Source organism: Alteromonas sp. ABH2_165 (assembly GCF_056159945.1).
On sequence record NZ_JBSWWF010000008.1, the window covers coordinates 190,683 to 206,205 of the forward strand.

Consider the following 15,523-nt stretch of genomic DNA (forward strand, 5'->3'; position numbering starts at 1 on the left):
CATGACGATGAAAAAGATTTCTGCCTTAATCAGCCTATTTCTGTTGGCCGTGCTGTTTGTCATGTTGGTTTATTTGAACAACCAGCTGCTAAGTCGACATCGTGTTGATTTAACCGAGGATTCGGTGTTTTCCCTGTCTCAGGGAACACGAAATGTACTTGAGGGGCTAAACGAGCCGGTCACACTGTACTTTTTCTTTTCAGACACGACCACTACCGGGAAAACTCGCCTTCGTAACTATGCAAACCGGGTGCAGAGCTTGTTACGGGAATATGCTCAAGCGTCGAATGGTAAAGTGAAATTGCAGGTTGTTGACCCTATTCCGTTTTCTGAAAATGAAGACCGCGCTAACCAGTTCGGGCTTACCAGCGCTGCCGTAGGGAATGCCGGTGAATCCGTTTATTTCGGGCTGGCCGGTACCAATTTACTTGATGATCAGTTCGCGATTCCCTTTTTTGATGAAAAAAATGCGCAGTTCCTCGAATACGAAATTAGTAAGTTAATTTATCAACTTAGCCAGCCTGACGAGATTCGTTTAGCGTTGGTAACTGACCTGCCCGTCGCGGGCGGGCAGGACCCTCTGAGCGGGCGATTTGCCGCGCCAACAGTGTTTTATCAGCAACTCTCTCAGCTTTACGATGTGCAGTTGGTCAGTAGCAAAAACAGGCAATTGCCGGAAGACACTGACGTTGTCATGCTTATGCACCCACAGGCACTATCGGATGAGTTGCTGTATGCCATCGATCAGTTTGCCATGCACAACGGGCGGGTTGTAGCTTTCGTTGACCCTCATTATGAAACCGGCGCGCTAGCTGCATTGCGGGAAGTGGGGGCAAATCGCTCTTCATTGCCCTTACTGCGGGGGTGGGGCGTGAAAGTCGACCTCACAAATGTTGTGCTCGACGCGCAACTCGCGTTCGATTTGCAGGAAGAAAATGGTGCAATGGTAAAGCACTTTGGGATCCTTGGATTAACGGCTAATCAGCTTGATCGACAAGATGTGGTAACCGCAAACCTTGATTCCCTAAACGGTGCATCGTTTGGTGCTTTAGAGGCTGTTCGTGGCGGCGGACTGAAGATGCAACCTTTAATGCGCTCGACGTTGAATGCAGGCCTCACTAATGCCGATAATTATGCGCAAACTGCCAACCCTTCGGCATTACACCGGGGTTTTGGCGGTAATACGAAAACCTACACGTTAGCAGCACGATACCAAGGCAAAGCAAAGTCGTTTTATCAGCGCCCGCAAAACCCACAACGCGCGGCAAACTATGTTGCAGAGACCGAGAATCTGAACCTCATTGTTGTTGCAGATGCCGATATGTTGGCAGACCGTTTCTGGGTGCAGCAATCGGCGTTTTACGGTGATACCGTGTTTACGCCGTTTGCGAATAACGGGGATTTTGTGGTTAACGCTATCGAAAATCTGGCAGGCAGTGATGCATTAATCAGTATTCGTTCCCGTGGAACCTTTGCACGCCCGTTCAGCCGGGTGGATAGTTTGGAAACCGCGGCGCAGGCTTCTTATCGCGAAGAAGAAGAAAGGCTACAGGCAGAGCTGGCCAAAACAGAACAGCGGCTGCGTGAGATGCAAGGGCAACAAGGTATGAGCGGAGCTATTGTTTATACCGAACAGCAGCAGGCTACCATCGACGAGCACTTAGCTAAGCGACTTGAGATCCGTCAGGCGCTAAGGGAAGTGCGTTTTCAGTTAGACCGCGAAATCGACAAACTCGGCGACAAATTGAAGTTGTTCAACATTGTCGTGGCTCCCGCCATATTGATAATCCTGATCTGGTTGTTGGCATTTTTATTTAAACGCCGTGCTGGTAAGGCCTACATGAAAGGAGCAAGCACATGAATCTACGTATTATCATTTTATTGCTTCTAGTAATAGTCAGCACCGGTGCTTCAGTGTGGCTTTATTTGCAAAGTGGCAATAACGAAGTGATGGCGTTTGAAGGTCACAAGCTGGAGTTGGAGCTGGAAAATGCAGCGAAAGATTTTCAAAGGATAAAAATTGAGAATCACCAAGGCGTGCTTTTTTCCGCGGTGAAAGACACTGATCGCTGGATAGCGACCCACTTAGATACCGTGATGACTTTTCCCGTCGACACCAAAAAACTGGCAAGGCTGGTTATCGACTTGTCACAAACTGGTGTGGTGGAATTAAAAACCTCTCAACCTGATTTCTATCATCGCCTAGGGGTCGAAAGTGTGCGTGACGAAGACGCGCAATCTGTGTTGATTGAAACCGGTGGTGCCAATGATGCCACATCACTGTTAGTGGGACGTCAGGCAGCAGGAGGACGAGGTACCTATGTTCGCCAACCGGAGAGCCAGACCAGTGTGCTGGTGGATAAAAACTATCGGTTGCCTGAAAATCGCAGCAGTTGGTTAACTAGAGACATACTGCCATTCACCAGTACGGCAATTCGTGACATCGTTATCGCGCTGAATGGTGCGCCGTTGCTTAATCTTGATCGCCATGGTGAAAGTGTGGATGGTTGGCAAATATCTGATCTAGCACCAACTGAAACGCTACGTTACCCCACTGTGATTGGTCAGGCCGTTGATAAAATGCTGGCTTTTAACTTTGAGGCCGTTTCGCCATATGTCCCTGCGCAATGGGATCAACAGGCCCAGCTAAGCCAACTTGTATTTACTCTTGAGGATGGCACTGAGGTAATGGCTTACATCGCGTCAGGTAAACAAGCCGGTTACGAACTTCGTTTTGAGGTGCCAGGTGCGAAGCCTTGGTTTACGGAGTGGAAATTCGTTTTAACAGAAAGTCAGGCGCGGCCGTTTTTACTTAGCCGCGACATGATGGTTCAAGGTTAATTCGATACATCGATAGAAAGCGTTGTCGTACGGTATATCAGTATTAACGCTTTCTTAGGTCATCAAGAATGCCGGCGAAATGTGCACAGCCGAGGGATTCGGCTTTACGCATGTTGCGTTCGTATATCGCCGATGAATCTTCTTTACCCCGCATAGCCTGTTCAATATCGTGTTCACGAATGATGTGCAGGGTGGGGTAAGGGCTCCGGTTGGTGAAATTCCCCGGTGACGATTCATCCTCACCATCAAACTGATAGTCAGGATGAAAACTGGCCAATTGAAACTCACCACTAAAACCGCTTTGCTCCATAAGTTGTTCTGCCATGGCCAGCACATCGAGATAGTCGTCAAAGTTCTGGGCGCAGTTGTCGAATATGACCAGCGTGGTAGCGATGTTGTCATTCTCACGCAATTCGAGACAGCTTTGGTAGAGGGTTTCCAATACATCCCCAACGTTATCGCTATGATCTACGGCGTATTTTATTCGGTCAGGTTCAAAAACGGGGCGGGCGAAAGGACAAAAATTATATCCAATAACGACGCTAGCTACCCATTCGCGGGTGGCAATGGCCACCCGGTCTTCAAGCTTCATGAATGGTACTTAACGTAAGCTTCTAAAGTATTTTCGATCAGGCTTGCAACCGTCATCGGGCCTACGCCGCCTGGAACAGGGGTAATATAACCTGCGCGATTTCTGGCGTTTTCGAAGTCGACGTCTCCAACCAAAGAGCCATCAGCAACACGATTGATGCCCACATCAATCACAATGGCACCTGGTTTAATCCAGTCGCCAGGAATAAAGTTAGGCTTGCCCACTGCAACCACCAATAGATCTGCACGACTCACATGGGATTTCAGATCCTGAGTAAACTTATGGCACGTTGTCACCGTACAGCCTGCAAGCAGTAATTCAAGGGCCATTGGACGACCAACAATATTACTGGCACCCACAATAACCGCGTCTAATCCCTTCACAGGACGTTTTGTGGCTTCAATCATGGTCATGATGCCTTTGGGCGTACAAGGGCGCAGGGCGGGGATACGCTGCGCTAAACGACCAATGTTGTAGGGATGGAAACCGTCTACGTCTTTGTGCGGTTCAATACGTTCCAGCACACGCTCAGCATTCAAACCGGCAGGTAATGGAAGCTGTACTAAGATACCGTCGATTTCAGGATCGTCATTCAGCTTATCGACGACAGATAACAATTCTTCTTCTGAAGTATCTGCAGGTAAATCGAATGAGCGGGAAACAAAACCGACTTCTTCACAAGCTTTACGTTTATTCGATACATAAACTTGAGAAGCTGCATCGCTTCCTACTAATACAACCGCCAGACCCGGACATCGCTTTCCGGCTTCTTTCAGTGATTCAACATAAGTCGCTACGTCCTGGCGAACTTGTTTGGCAATGACCTTGCCATCAATAAGGTGGGCACTCATGAATGTATTCTTCTCATATCATTACGTTACTCTCTATATTGTTTCACATGTTGCGACACCTTGCCAAAGTGAATATGTGCATAAAAGAGCAGCAGATTGGTCAAAAAAAAAGAGGATTGCGCGGTTTGTGAGCGGTCAGTAATTTTATTGAAAAAAGTGTTTGACGAGTTGGGATGTTGGCTATAGTATTCGCACCCCGTAACGGCAGGGAACATTACTGCCTTACACAGTCGGTGAGTGGCGCAGTTTGGTAGCGCACTTGGTTTGGGTCCAAGGGGTCGCAGGTTCAAATCCTGTCTCACCGACCACTTTTACAAACGTCGATTCGTCGGGCGTCCGTAGCTCAGCTGGATAGAGCAACGGCCTTCTAAGCCGTGGGTCGCAGGTTCGAATCCTGCCGGACGCGCCATAGCGAGCTGGCAGGAAAAAATGACTGACAAACAGTTATTTATGTCGTAGAATAGCGATGTTTGTAAATGCACTATCCTGTGGTGGGCGTAGCTCAGTTGGTAGAGCCCCGGATTGTGATTCCGGTTGTCGTGGGTTCAAGTCCCATCGTCCACCCCACTCTTCCTTTAATAGGGAAGAATAGTGCAAATCACCTTTAGCCAATATCGGTTGGCTTTCTTTGACGCATTCCTTACGTCTTCGAAAAAATTCTGCTCGGTGAGTGGCGCAGTTTGGTAGCGCACTTGGTTTGGGTCCAAGGGGTCGCAGGTTCAAATCCTGTCTCACCGACCATTTATTTCCCAATTTTCCCTGTATTTTCTACATCTTCGCAGAAATCTTGCGTCAACAGACTAATTTCCTGTGATTTGTTGCCAAACCCTCTCGACTCTGCAAAAAGCTGCTTGTATACTACCGCGTCTTTTTTTAACCAATGTGATTAAACAACGGTTTAACACTGTTGAATAACAGTCCCTCTAACCCCGGTGTTACGCGCCGAATCAGGCAAGGACGGGAAGGGGATTCAAACAAAGCGTCACTTTAAGACGCACAGTTGAGGTAACAAAATGCAAGTTTCAGTCGAGACGACCCAGGGTTTAGAACGCCGTCTTACTATTACCGTTCCAGCAGATTCTGTTGATTCTGCGGTTAAAGCGCGTCTTCAACAACTATCAAAAACGCAACGCATCAACGGTTTCCGTCCTGGTAAAGTACCAGTAAGCGTGATCCAGAAGCGTTTCGGCGCAGCTGTTCGTCAGGAAGTTGCTGGCGATGTAATGCAACAAAACTTCTACCAGGCAATTGTTCAGGAAAAAATTAATCCTGCAGGCATGCCTTCTTTTGAACTGGTTAAAGATGAAAATGGCCAGGATTTAGAGTTCGTTGCAGCATTTGAAGTGTATCCTGAAGTTGAAGTTCAGGGCGTAGCAGACATCGAAATTGAGAAGCCAGTGGTTGAAATTTCCGACGCTGACCTCGATAACATGATGGAGACACTGCAAAAGCAACACGCAACCTGGAAAGAAGTTAAGCGTAAAGCGAAAAAAGATGACCGTGTAGTTATCGACTTCGTAGGTAAGGTTGACGGTGAAGAATTTGAAGGTGGCAAAGCAGAAGACTTTACACTGGAACTGGGCCAGAACCGCATGATCCCAGGCTTTGAAGAGCCACTGGTAGGCGCGAAGAAAGGCGAAGAAGTGAAAGTTGAAGTGACTTTCCCTGAAGACTACCACGCGGAAAACCTGAAAGGTAAAGAAGCGGTATTCGACGTAACAGTTCAAAAAGTTGAAGGTAAGCAATTACCTGACGTTGATGAAGAATTTGCTAAGCTCTTCGGTGTAGAAGAAGGTGGTGTTGAGGCATTAAAAGCGGAAGTGCGTAAAAACATGGAACGCGAACTGACTCAAACACTGAAAACTACCGTAAAAGAAGATGTTATTACTAAACTTCTTGAAAAGAACGAATTTGACGTGCCTAAAGCACTGATCGATCAAGAAGTAAACGCACTGCGTGAACAGGCTAAACAACGTTTCAGCCAACAGGGCGGCGGCGCCAACATGCCAGAACTGCCAGCTGAACTGTTCACTGACAATGCAACACGTCGTGTTCGCATCGGTCTGCTGTTAGGTGAAGTGATCAAGCAGAACGAACTGAAAGCAGATGACGAAAAAGTAATGGCTTTAATTGAGTCTGCAGCGTCAGCTTATGAAGATCCTCAGGAAGTTGTGGACTATTATAAAGCTAACGAAGAACTGATGAACCAGATGCGCAACGTCGCACTGGAAGAGCAGGCGATTGATTGGGTGCTGGAAAATGCCAAAACTCAGGATGTCACCAAAGCTTTTGACGAGGTTATGAACAAACAGGCGTAATTTATTACCCTCTGATTGACTTAACCTGTCAGCAACTGCTTAAATGCTCGGAACCTTCCGGGCATTTTTGTTTTTAACGCTAAGAAATCAAGGTAGATATGATAAACCCATTTGAACCACAAGATGCATTGGTGCCGATGGTCGTCGAGCAGACGTCTAAAGGTGAACGTTCCTACGATATTTATTCCCGTCTACTGAAAGAAAATGTGATTTTCTTAGTGGGCCAGGTCGAAGACCACATGGCGAATTTGATTGTCGCCCAAATGTTATTCCTTGAAGCCGAGAATCCAGAGAAAGATATCTTCCTGTATATCAACTCTCCAGGCGGTTCAGTGACTGCCGGTATGGCAATCTACGACACCATGAATTTTATTAAACCAGACGTAAGTACAGTATGTATTGGTCAGGCTGCGAGTATGGGCGCGTTCCTGTTGTCAGGTGGTGCGAAGGGCAAGCGTTTTTGTCTGCCTAATTCTCGCGTGATGATTCACCAGCCGCTAGGTGGTTTCCAGGGACAGGCGTCGGATTTTGAAATCCACGCGAAAGAAATTCTGTCTATTAAAGAAAAAATGAACCGTCTGATGGCGGAACATACTGGTCAGGATTATGAAAAAGTTGCACGCGATACGGATCGGGATAACTTCCTTAGTGCAGCAGAAGCCAAGGAATATGGCCTGATCGATCAGATTTTAACAAATCGATCTGACGCAGCCGCCACTAAGTAGTATAGTTATAGATAGCCTGAACTCGTGTACCCGCACGAAATCTATTTGTTCAGGAAAGGCAGAGGCAAAGTGTAATGAGTGACAAGCAGAACGGCGACGGCGATAACAAGCTTTTGTACTGCTCTTTTTGTGGCAAAAGCCAGCATGAAGTACGTAAGCTGATAGCAGGACCGTCCGTTTTTATTTGTGACGAGTGTGTCGAGTTATGTAACGACATCATTCGTGAGGAAATTAAGGAAATTGCACCTAAGCAAAAACAGGATGCGCTTCCTAAACCTCAGGAAATTCATACTCATCTCGATGATTATGTTATTGGTCAGGAGCATGCCAAAAAGGTATTGTCTGTAGCGGTATATAACCACTACAAACGCCTGCGTAATGGTGATGTTCATGAAGGCGTGGAGTTAGGTAAAAGTAACATCCTGCTGATTGGTCCTACAGGTAGTGGTAAAACCCTACTCGCAGAAACCTTAGCAAGATTGCTGGATGTGCCTTTCACTATGGCCGATGCGACAACGCTGACCGAAGCGGGTTATGTAGGTGAAGACGTAGAGAATATTATTCAGAAGCTGCTTCAGAAGTGCGATTACGACGTAGAAAAAGCCCAGCGCGGCATTGTCTATATCGATGAAATCGACAAGATTTCCCGCAAGTCTGACAACCCATCGATCACCCGTGATGTGTCTGGTGAAGGTGTTCAGCAGGCGCTACTGAAACTGATTGAAGGTACTGTCGCTTCGGTGCCTCCTCAGGGCGGTCGTAAACACCCGCAGCAGGAGTTCCTGCAGGTCGATACGTCGAAGATTCTGTTCATCTGTGGTGGCGCATTCGCGGGTCTCGATAAAGTGATTGAGCAACGTGCCAACAAAGATACCGGTATTGGTTTCGGTGCGTCAGTGAAGTCTAAAGAAAGCCAACGTGAACTGAGCGATTTGTTCAAACGTGTTGAGCCGGAAGATTTGGTGAAATACGGTCTTATTCCAGAATTTATTGGTCGTTTGCCAGTGGTAACCAGTCTGGAAGAGCTGAACGAAGAAGCGTTAATTCAAATTCTCCGTGAGCCGAAAAATGCGATTACTAAACAGTATGCAGCATTGTTTGCCATGGAAGAAACAGAGCTTGAATTCCGTGACGATGCGCTTAATGCTATTGCGCGAAAAGCGATGCAGCGGAAAACCGGTGCTCGTGGTTTGCGTTCAATCGTAGAAGCTGTACTTCTTGATACCATGTACGAACTGCCTTCTATGGAAAATGTTTGTAAGGTAGTCATCGACGAGTCTGTTATTAAAGGCGAGTCGAAGCCTATTTTGATGTACAAGAGTGAAGAGAAAAAAGCGGCGTCTGAATAACGGCGTTTAGTATTTGAATGAAAAAGGCCCGAAAGGGCCTTTTTTGTTTGTGCGGATTAGCCTTAAACTCTTTAGAGTAAGGCGTTGCAGTCCACGATGGTGTTACAGTGCAGCATCAACAGTGACTTCGCCCGTCACTGAGCTGTAAAAGATAGAAAATGCCGGCTGGTTCACCAGAATAAATGTACAGGTGCCATCAACGTAGGTTGCCTGATAGTCCGCAGAAGTATCTTCTGCTACTGTGGGGCTGCCCTCTATTAAAAGCGTATTCCAAACAGAAGTGCAGTCCCAGCTGTTATCCAGCACAGGACTTTCTTCAGACACCCAGTAACTTTGTACTGGCCACCCGTAAACGTTAAAGTCTACCAGTCTCTCGCCATTACCAAAAACATCAAGATCATCGACCGCTCCGGCGTAACCACTAGCCTGCCATTTCAGACGCGCGAGTCTGACACTGGCACCAAACGCTGTACCAACACCCTGCACGCTGGCTGCCTGTGCATCATCCTGAATGTCAACAAAACGCGGAGCCGCTGTTACTGCCAACACACCGAGTATGATAATAACAAGAACCAGTTCAATCAGAGAGAAGCCAGCTTGAGATGAGGATGATGACAATTTCATAACAAGTTTCAGTACAAATATAAAGTCTGGGATATGACTAAATATTAACGCATTTTTGTATTTTACATGTAATAAACAGGTTCTATTTATTTAATAATAGTTGTCTTTATTAATAACTAAGCAGTACAAAGTTGGATAAATGAACAGTTAGCTGACTTCATTTCTGTCGACCACACAAAAAGGTTGCACCATCATTAAAAATCGATAATGGTTAAAGTAACAAGGTTTAACACAGGATTGATTGAACTTTGCCTGTGCATCCCCATATCAATTCACATTATGAACAATACAGAGAACACGTATGACAGTAGAGCGTGAAGATCGCATTGAGATCCCCGTACTTGCCTTACGGGACGTAGTCGTTTATCCCCATATGGTCATACCGCTATTTGTTGGTAGGGAAAAATCCATTCGTTGCCTTGAAGCGGCAATGGAAAATGATAAACAAATTTTTCTAGTCGCTCAGAAAGACGCCAGTGTTGATGAGCCTGAGGCGGATGATATTTTTGAAGTAGGTACGTTGGCGACGATTTTACAATTGCTCAAGTTACCCGACGGTACCGTTAAAGTGCTGGTTGAAGGTAACGTGCGTGGAGAAATTCACAGCTATGAGCAAGCTGAGCCATTCTTTGTTGCTCAGGTAAACCGTGTTGAAGACGAACTGCTTCCTGAGAACGAGCAGGAAGTGCTTATTCGCTCGGCAGTGTCGCAGTTTGAGGGTTACGTCAAACTGAATAAGAAAATCCCGCCTGAAGTGCTCACTTCTTTAAATGGTATCGAAGATGCGGCTCGCCTGGCAGACACCATGGCGGCGCATATGCCATTGAAGCTCGCTGAAAAACAAAAGGTGTTAGAGATGAAAGGCGTGAACGAACGTCTCGAATATTTGATGGCACTGATGGAAGGTGAAATTGATTTGCTACAGGTCGAAAAGAAAATTCGTACCCGTGTGAAAAAGCAAATGGAGAAAAGCCAGCGTGAGTACTACCTGAATGAGCAGATGAAAGCCATTCAGAAAGAACTGGGTGAGCTTGACGACGCCCCTGACGAATTTGAAGCACTGAGTAAAAAGATCGAAGAAGCGAAGATGCCTCAGGAAGCCGAAGACAAGGCGCGAGCTGAGTTGCAGAAGCTGAAGATGATGTCACCAATGTCGGCGGAAGCCACAGTGGTACGTAGCTATATTGAATGGCTAACGAATGTTCCTTGGCATAAACGCAGTGCAGTAAAGAAAGATTTGTCACTGGCTGAAAAAGTACTGAATGCAGACCACTACGGTCTGGAGAAAGTCAAAGAGCGCATTGTTGAGTATCTGGCTGTTCAAAAGCGCGTCAGAAAACTTAAAGGCCCAATTCTTTGTTTAGTGGGCCCTCCAGGTGTAGGTAAAACCTCATTAGGTCAGTCTATCGCCAAAGCGACTGGTCGCAAATATGTGCGTATGGCACTGGGTGGTGTGCGTGACGAAGCGGAAATTCGTGGACATCGTCGTACTTATATCGGTTCTTTACCCGGTAAGCTGATTCAAAAAATGTCGAAAGTAGGGGTGAAAAACCCGCTGTTCCTATTAGATGAAATCGACAAGATGTCTTCTGACATGCGTGGTGACCCATCGTCTGCGTTATTAGAAGTGCTCGACCCCGAGCAAAACAGCAGCTTTAGCGACCATTACCTGGAAGTCGATTACGACCTGTCTGATGTCATGTTCGTGGCAACTTCAAATAGCATGAATATTCCAGGTCCGTTGTTAGACCGTATGGAAGTGATTCGTTTATCGGGTTATACCGAAGATGAAAAGCTCAATATTGCTACCCGTCATCTGATTTCAAAACAGATGGAAAGAAACGGTCTTAAAGCGAAAGAGTTAGATATCACTGAGTCTGCCATCATTGGTATGATTCGTTACTATACCCGTGAAGCGGGTGTGCGAAGTCTTGAGCGTGAGATCTCGAAAGTTTGCCGCAAAGCCGTGAAAGACATTTTGCTTAGCAAGAGTAAAGACAAAGTGGTGGTGACGCAGGAAAACCTGAAAGACTACCTCGGTGTTCAGCGCTTCGATTACGGTAAAGCAGACAAAGACAACCAGATTGGTCAGGTAACTGGTCTTGCATGGACTCAGGTTGGTGGTGATTTGTTGACTATCGAAACCACTGCAGTTCCAGGGAAGGGCAAAATGACATCTACCGGTTCACTGGGCGATGTGATGCAGGAATCTATTCAAGCTGCGATGACGGTGGTAAGAAGTCGTGCAGAAAAACTGCGTATTAATGCAGATTTCTACGAAAAACGTGACATTCACGTACACGTTCCTGAAGGTGCGACACCAAAAGACGGGCCAAGCGCGGGTATTGCTATGTGTACGGCGCTCGTATCAACGCTTACGGGTAATCCGGTGAAGTGTGAAGTGGCCATGACGGGTGAAATTACGCTACGCGGGGAAGTATTGGCCATCGGTGGTTTGAAAGAGAAGTTACTGGCGGCTCACCGAGGCGGTATTAAAACGGTGGTTATTCCTAAAGACAATGAGCGTGATTTGGAAGAAATTCCAGACAACGTGAAAGCGGATTTGTCGATACATCCGGTTCAATGGATTGATGAGGTGCTCGATATTGCGCTTCAGGAGCCTGTTGAGTCGTTTAAGGTTGTCACTGAAAAGTGACAGCTAGAGAAAGCTGGATCGCAGTAAACACGCGGGATCCAGCGTCATTTTTTTGTTTTTGCTTAAAAAATAAACGTTGAAGCCTTAAATTCGATGATTTTTTCAAATTTAGGGCTTTCAACTCTCAGAAGTTGTGTTACCTTTACAACGTACTCGCTTGAAGCCTTGTCTCTAAAGGGATTGCAGCGAATCATTAAACGTTAAATAATTGTAACACTGTACTTGAATCTATTAATCAAGCTTGTTATAACGTTCGAAAAGACAATCACTGTTTTCGGACAAACAGTATAATAACAATCGAAGGGGATCATAATTGTGAACAAGTCTCAACTAATCGACCAAATCGCTGCTGGTGCAGATATCTCTAAAGCTGCTGCAGGCCGTGCATTAGATGCATTCACTGATGCAGTTACCGCAGCGCTTAAAGAAGGTGATCAGGTCGCACTGGTAGGTTTCGGTACGTTCGCGGTTCGTGAGCGCTCTGCGCGCACTGGCCGTAACCCGCAGACTGGTGACACAATCCAAATCGCTGCTGCTAAAGTACCTTCTTTCAAAGCTGGTAAAGCTCTGAAAGACGCTTGTAACTAAGCAAACAAGATTTGACAAAAGGCGATGGTCAGAACCATCGCCTTTTTTATTTGTCCTACCCCTAAGCTCCCGCAGTCCATCCCGGCAAATTGACTGGATTAATCGATGATTCTTGCAAATAGACTGATGGTAATGTCGCGTTTGGCGGGGGGAATCGATATAATCTGGCATATTTTGTCCACACCGCATCGTACGGACCGTGGGCTTTGAGAAGTAAGCAACGGAGTTGAATGTAAGTCATGTTAGAAAGAATCCGAGAAGGTTCGCAGGGCCCCTGGGCGATGATCATCATTGGTTTGGTCGTGCTGAGCTTTGTGTTCGCGGGCGTTGGCAGCTACCTGAATAGCTCAGGCGAGACAGTTGCCGCAACCGTAAATGGCGAAGAAATCAGTCTGAATGAATTAGAGCGAGCTTATCAGTCTCAGCGTAGTCGCATGGAATCGCAGTACGGTGAGAGCGTATCAGCACTGTTTGCTGACGAAGGTTATCTTCAGCAATTTCGTGGCGGCGTATTAGACAGCCTGATAGACGAGAAATTGGTTTTACAAAAAGCGGAAGAGCTGGGTTTGAGAGTGGGTGACGAGCAAATTCGTAACACCATTCGTAATATGCCTGAGTTTCAAAGCGGCGGCGAATTTAACAACGATCGTTATCTGATGCTGCTGCGTCAGAACGGCTATCAGCCGAGTGATTTCAGAGATTTGCTGCGCACACAGTTAACCCGTGAGCAACTGACCCGCGCGTTGGGTGTATCTGATTTTGCCCTACCGGGCGAAGCCAAGCGTGTATATGCGCTTCAGGCACAAACACGTGATGCCCGATATCTTGTCATCGATTCAGCCCCGTTTGCTGATGAAGTAGATATTACTGATGCCGATATTCAAAGCTACTACGATACTAATATCACTGCGTTTGATACCGAAGAGAAAGTCGCTGTTTCTTATGTGAAGCTGTCTGTTGATGATCTTAAAGGCGATGTATCGGTTTCTGACGAAGACATTGCTGCCTGGTATGAAGAGAATAAAGATCAGTATCGTACCGAAGAGCGTCGTCGTGTTTCGCACATTTTAATTGCGTCAGAAGAAGACAGCGAAGAAGCCCAGCAAAAAGCGGAATCTCTGCTTGCTGAGCTGAAAGACGGCGCTGATTTTGCAACGTTAGCAGAAGAAAATTCTGATGACTTTGGCTCTGCAGAAGAAGGCGGTGATTTAGACTTTATCATGCCGGGCCAAATGGATGATGCATTTGATGACGCAGCATTCGCTCTCGAATCCGTTGGTGATATTACTGACGTGGTGCGCACAGAGTATGGTTACCACATTATCAAGTTGACTGAGCTTCAGCCGGAAACCGTTAAAACGCTAGCGGAAGTGAAAGATAGCATTAAAGAAAGCCTGACCACCGAACGTGCCACAGATAAGTTCTACGAACTACAGTCTCGTATGGCCGAGGTTGCTTTTGAAGTGCCAGACACACTTGACGAAGTGGCTGCCGTGGCGAATACATCAATCGAAACCACAGAGCAATTCAGTCGTAATCAAGTACCCGCCGCTATTGATAACCCTCAGGTTGTCAGTGACGTATTTTCTCCTGAGTTAATTGAAGAGCAGGTTAACAGCGATTTGATTGAAATGGATGCGAATACCGTTGTGGTTGTGCGTGTGAGCGAGCATGAGCCGCAGCGAACCAAAGCGCTTGACGAAGTGCGCGATGCCATCACAGCCTCACTGCGTGCTGAAAAGTCTCAGCAGGCTGCTGAGAGTTGGGCCGAATCGCAGCTTGCTGAACTGGATGCAGGTAATACGATTGATGACGCATTAGCAAACCGTTCGCTGAGTTGGGAAACTGCAGAAAACGTGAATCGCGCTAATCAGCAGCTTCCTGCCAATGTGGTAAGCACGCTGTTTACGCTTGCGCCAGCAGAAGGCAAATCTCGTCGCGTCGCACGTCTTGGCAGTGGCGATGTTGCCTTGATTGAACTGCTCGACGTGAAAGCGCCAGAAGCCGCAGACGATGCAACAGTAGCAGCTATCCAACAACGCCTTGCCGGTGCGAATAGTCAAACGGCTTATGCTGCGTTTGTAAAATCTTTGCGTGAAGGTGCTGATATTGAGACGGCGGCCACTCGTTAAACACTATCGATACGAGGCGCTTTGCTAAGAAACATAGCATTGCCGCGAATAAATGAATAAGGGTGCGATATTCGCACCCTTTTTTTCGCCTGTAGAAAACGCAATTGCCCTTTACTGGCATCGCTAGTGGGTGAGAACCATCATCACTGTGTAGAACGCAGCAATCACCGCCGAGAGGACGAGAATATACAGGAATCCCTGTTTGCCCTGAGAGAGTGACCACTTATTTGCTCTTAAATAAGCAAACCACAGCAAACTCAGTAGTAGAGGAACAAGTACAATAATTTTTATCACGGTAAAATTTTCCCTGAGGTGTTGCAAATATGATGCAAAAATACGGTAAAAAACACCATAGTGCTAACCTGATTTTTACCAGCCATTGATCTTAAAGGTTTTTTCCGATTGGAATAGTTCTTGCTGAAACATGTATCAAGCAAAGTGTGTTATACGAAAGTTGTAGAGGCGCTTAAACGGTATATATAGGAGAACGACCAGATGAAGAAAGCGTACACAGGAATCGTTGCTGCAAGCCTGGCATTTCTCCCACTGCTGACCCATGCCGCTGACCGACCACAAAATATTGGCATCGACGACTACAGTATGCCACTGACGCAGATTGCTCAGGACGCGCCTAATAATATCGACTTAGCCATGCTGTTAAAGCCTGGCAGTATTCTTGGTTACGATACCTACCGCAAAAGTACAGTAATCGAGCGGGACCCAACGACGGGAAACGTGCAGTTGGATGTGTCGGGCCACCGCGTAGAAATCCGGCCTGATACCCGGGAAATCGTGGATTATGCTGAGTGATGAAAATCCAATATGATAAAAAGGGCATATAGCCCCT

Annotated in this window: 13 protein-coding genes and 4 tRNA genes; 13 read left to right on the plus strand and 4 right to left on the minus strand. The window is 46.7% G+C overall.

All coding sequences use genetic code 11. The features are described 5' to 3' along the window. Position 1 precedes the first annotated feature (1 nt). Complete coding sequence (locus ACXAFQ_RS16240; RefSeq protein ID WP_474824483.1) at positions 2 to 1,861, plus strand: GldG family protein; 1,860 nt, start codon at positions 2 to 4, stop codon at positions 1,859 to 1,861. After that, on the plus strand, positions 1,858 to 2,841 hold the full coding sequence (locus ACXAFQ_RS16245; protein WP_474824485.1) for a DUF4340 domain-containing protein: 984 nt from the start codon (positions 1,858 to 1,860) through the stop codon (positions 2,839 to 2,841). The genes ACXAFQ_RS16240 and ACXAFQ_RS16245 overlap by 4 nt, the downstream gene beginning before the upstream one ends. 43 nt (positions 2,842 to 2,884) lie before the next feature. Here ACXAFQ_RS16245 and ACXAFQ_RS16250 read toward each other — a convergent pair whose 3' ends face one another. Continuing rightward, positions 2,885 to 3,433 carry a DUF1415 domain-containing protein gene (locus ACXAFQ_RS16250; RefSeq protein ID WP_474824487.1) on the minus strand — a complete coding sequence of 183 codons (549 nt, stop codon included), beginning with the start codon at positions 3,431 to 3,433 and terminating at the stop codon, positions 2,885 to 2,887. Then, entirely contained in the window at positions 3,430 to 4,284 is an 855-nt protein-coding gene (gene folD, locus ACXAFQ_RS16255) for a bifunctional methylenetetrahydrofolate dehydrogenase/methenyltetrahydrofolate cyclohydrolase FolD (RefSeq protein WP_070126641.1), read from the minus strand. Before folD ends, ACXAFQ_RS16250 begins: the two co-directional genes overlap by 4 nt. Before the next feature lie 231 nt (positions 4,285 to 4,515). Here folD and ACXAFQ_RS16260 point away from each other — a divergent pair. From ACXAFQ_RS16260 to clpX, 7 genes are all read left to right on the plus strand, one after another. Beyond that, positions 4,516 to 4,592: transfer RNA gene (locus tag ACXAFQ_RS16260), tRNA-Pro, on the plus strand. Between the two features lie 24 nt (positions 4,593 to 4,616). Next, positions 4,617 to 4,693: transfer RNA gene (locus ACXAFQ_RS16265), tRNA-Arg, on the plus strand. Positions 4,694 to 4,775: 82 nt separating this feature from the next. Further along, positions 4,776 to 4,851 (plus strand) — tRNA-His (locus ACXAFQ_RS16270). Positions 4,852 to 4,948: 97 nt separating this feature from the next. After that, positions 4,949 to 5,025 (plus strand) — tRNA-Pro (locus tag ACXAFQ_RS16275). A gap of 272 nt (positions 5,026 to 5,297) precedes the next feature. Next, positions 5,298 to 6,602, plus strand: a complete 1,305-nt coding sequence (tig, locus tag ACXAFQ_RS16280) for a trigger factor (RefSeq protein WP_474824489.1) — start codon at positions 5,298 to 5,300, stop codon at positions 6,600 to 6,602. Positions 6,603 to 6,700: 98 nt separating this feature from the next. Then, entirely contained in the window at positions 6,701 to 7,327 is a 627-nt protein-coding gene (gene clpP, locus ACXAFQ_RS16285; RefSeq protein ID WP_070126643.1) for an ATP-dependent Clp endopeptidase proteolytic subunit ClpP, read from the plus strand. Between the two features lie 74 nt (positions 7,328 to 7,401). Continuing rightward, a complete protein-coding gene (gene clpX, locus ACXAFQ_RS16290) occupies positions 7,402 to 8,676 on the plus strand; it encodes an ATP-dependent protease ATP-binding subunit ClpX (RefSeq protein WP_070126644.1) in 1,275 nt (424 codons plus the stop codon). A gap of 102 nt (positions 8,677 to 8,778) precedes the next feature. Here the strand turns inward: clpX and ACXAFQ_RS16295 are convergent, their stop codons facing one another. Beyond that, a complete protein-coding gene (locus ACXAFQ_RS16295) occupies positions 8,779 to 9,300 on the minus strand; it encodes a pilus assembly FimT family protein (protein WP_474824492.1) in 522 nt (173 codons plus the stop codon). 301 nt (positions 9,301 to 9,601) lie between these two features. Between ACXAFQ_RS16295 and lon the strand changes: the two genes are divergently transcribed. The 3 genes from lon (at position 9,602) to ppiD (ending at position 14,676) form a co-directional block, all read left to right on the plus strand. Then, complete coding sequence (gene lon, locus ACXAFQ_RS16300) at positions 9,602 to 11,956, plus strand: endopeptidase La (RefSeq protein ID WP_474824493.1); 2,355 nt, start codon at positions 9,602 to 9,604, stop codon at positions 11,954 to 11,956. A gap of 315 nt (positions 11,957 to 12,271) precedes the next feature. Beyond that, positions 12,272 to 12,544, plus strand: coding sequence for a nucleoid-associated protein HU-beta (gene hupB / locus ACXAFQ_RS16305; RefSeq protein WP_070126647.1), 273 nt, complete (start codon positions 12,272 to 12,274; stop codon positions 12,542 to 12,544). A 239-nt stretch (positions 12,545 to 12,783) separates the two neighbouring features. Beyond that, positions 12,784 to 14,676: a peptidylprolyl isomerase gene (gene ppiD / locus ACXAFQ_RS16310; protein WP_474824495.1), complete on the plus strand. Its 1,893-nt coding sequence runs from the start codon at positions 12,784 to 12,786 to the stop codon at positions 14,674 to 14,676. Positions 14,677 to 14,799: 123 nt separating this feature from the next. Here ppiD and ACXAFQ_RS16315 read toward each other — a convergent pair whose 3' ends face one another. Continuing rightward, on the minus strand, positions 14,800 to 14,970 hold the full coding sequence (locus ACXAFQ_RS16315; RefSeq protein ID WP_474824497.1) for a hypothetical protein: 171 nt from the start codon (positions 14,968 to 14,970) through the stop codon (positions 14,800 to 14,802). Between the two features lie 201 nt (positions 14,971 to 15,171). On the opposite strand from ACXAFQ_RS16315, the gene ACXAFQ_RS16320 reads away from it, so the two are divergent. Beyond that, positions 15,172 to 15,486, plus strand: coding sequence for a hypothetical protein (locus ACXAFQ_RS16320; RefSeq protein ID WP_474824498.1), 315 nt, complete (start codon positions 15,172 to 15,174; stop codon positions 15,484 to 15,486). The last annotated feature ends 37 nt before the right edge of the window (positions 15,487 to 15,523 follow it).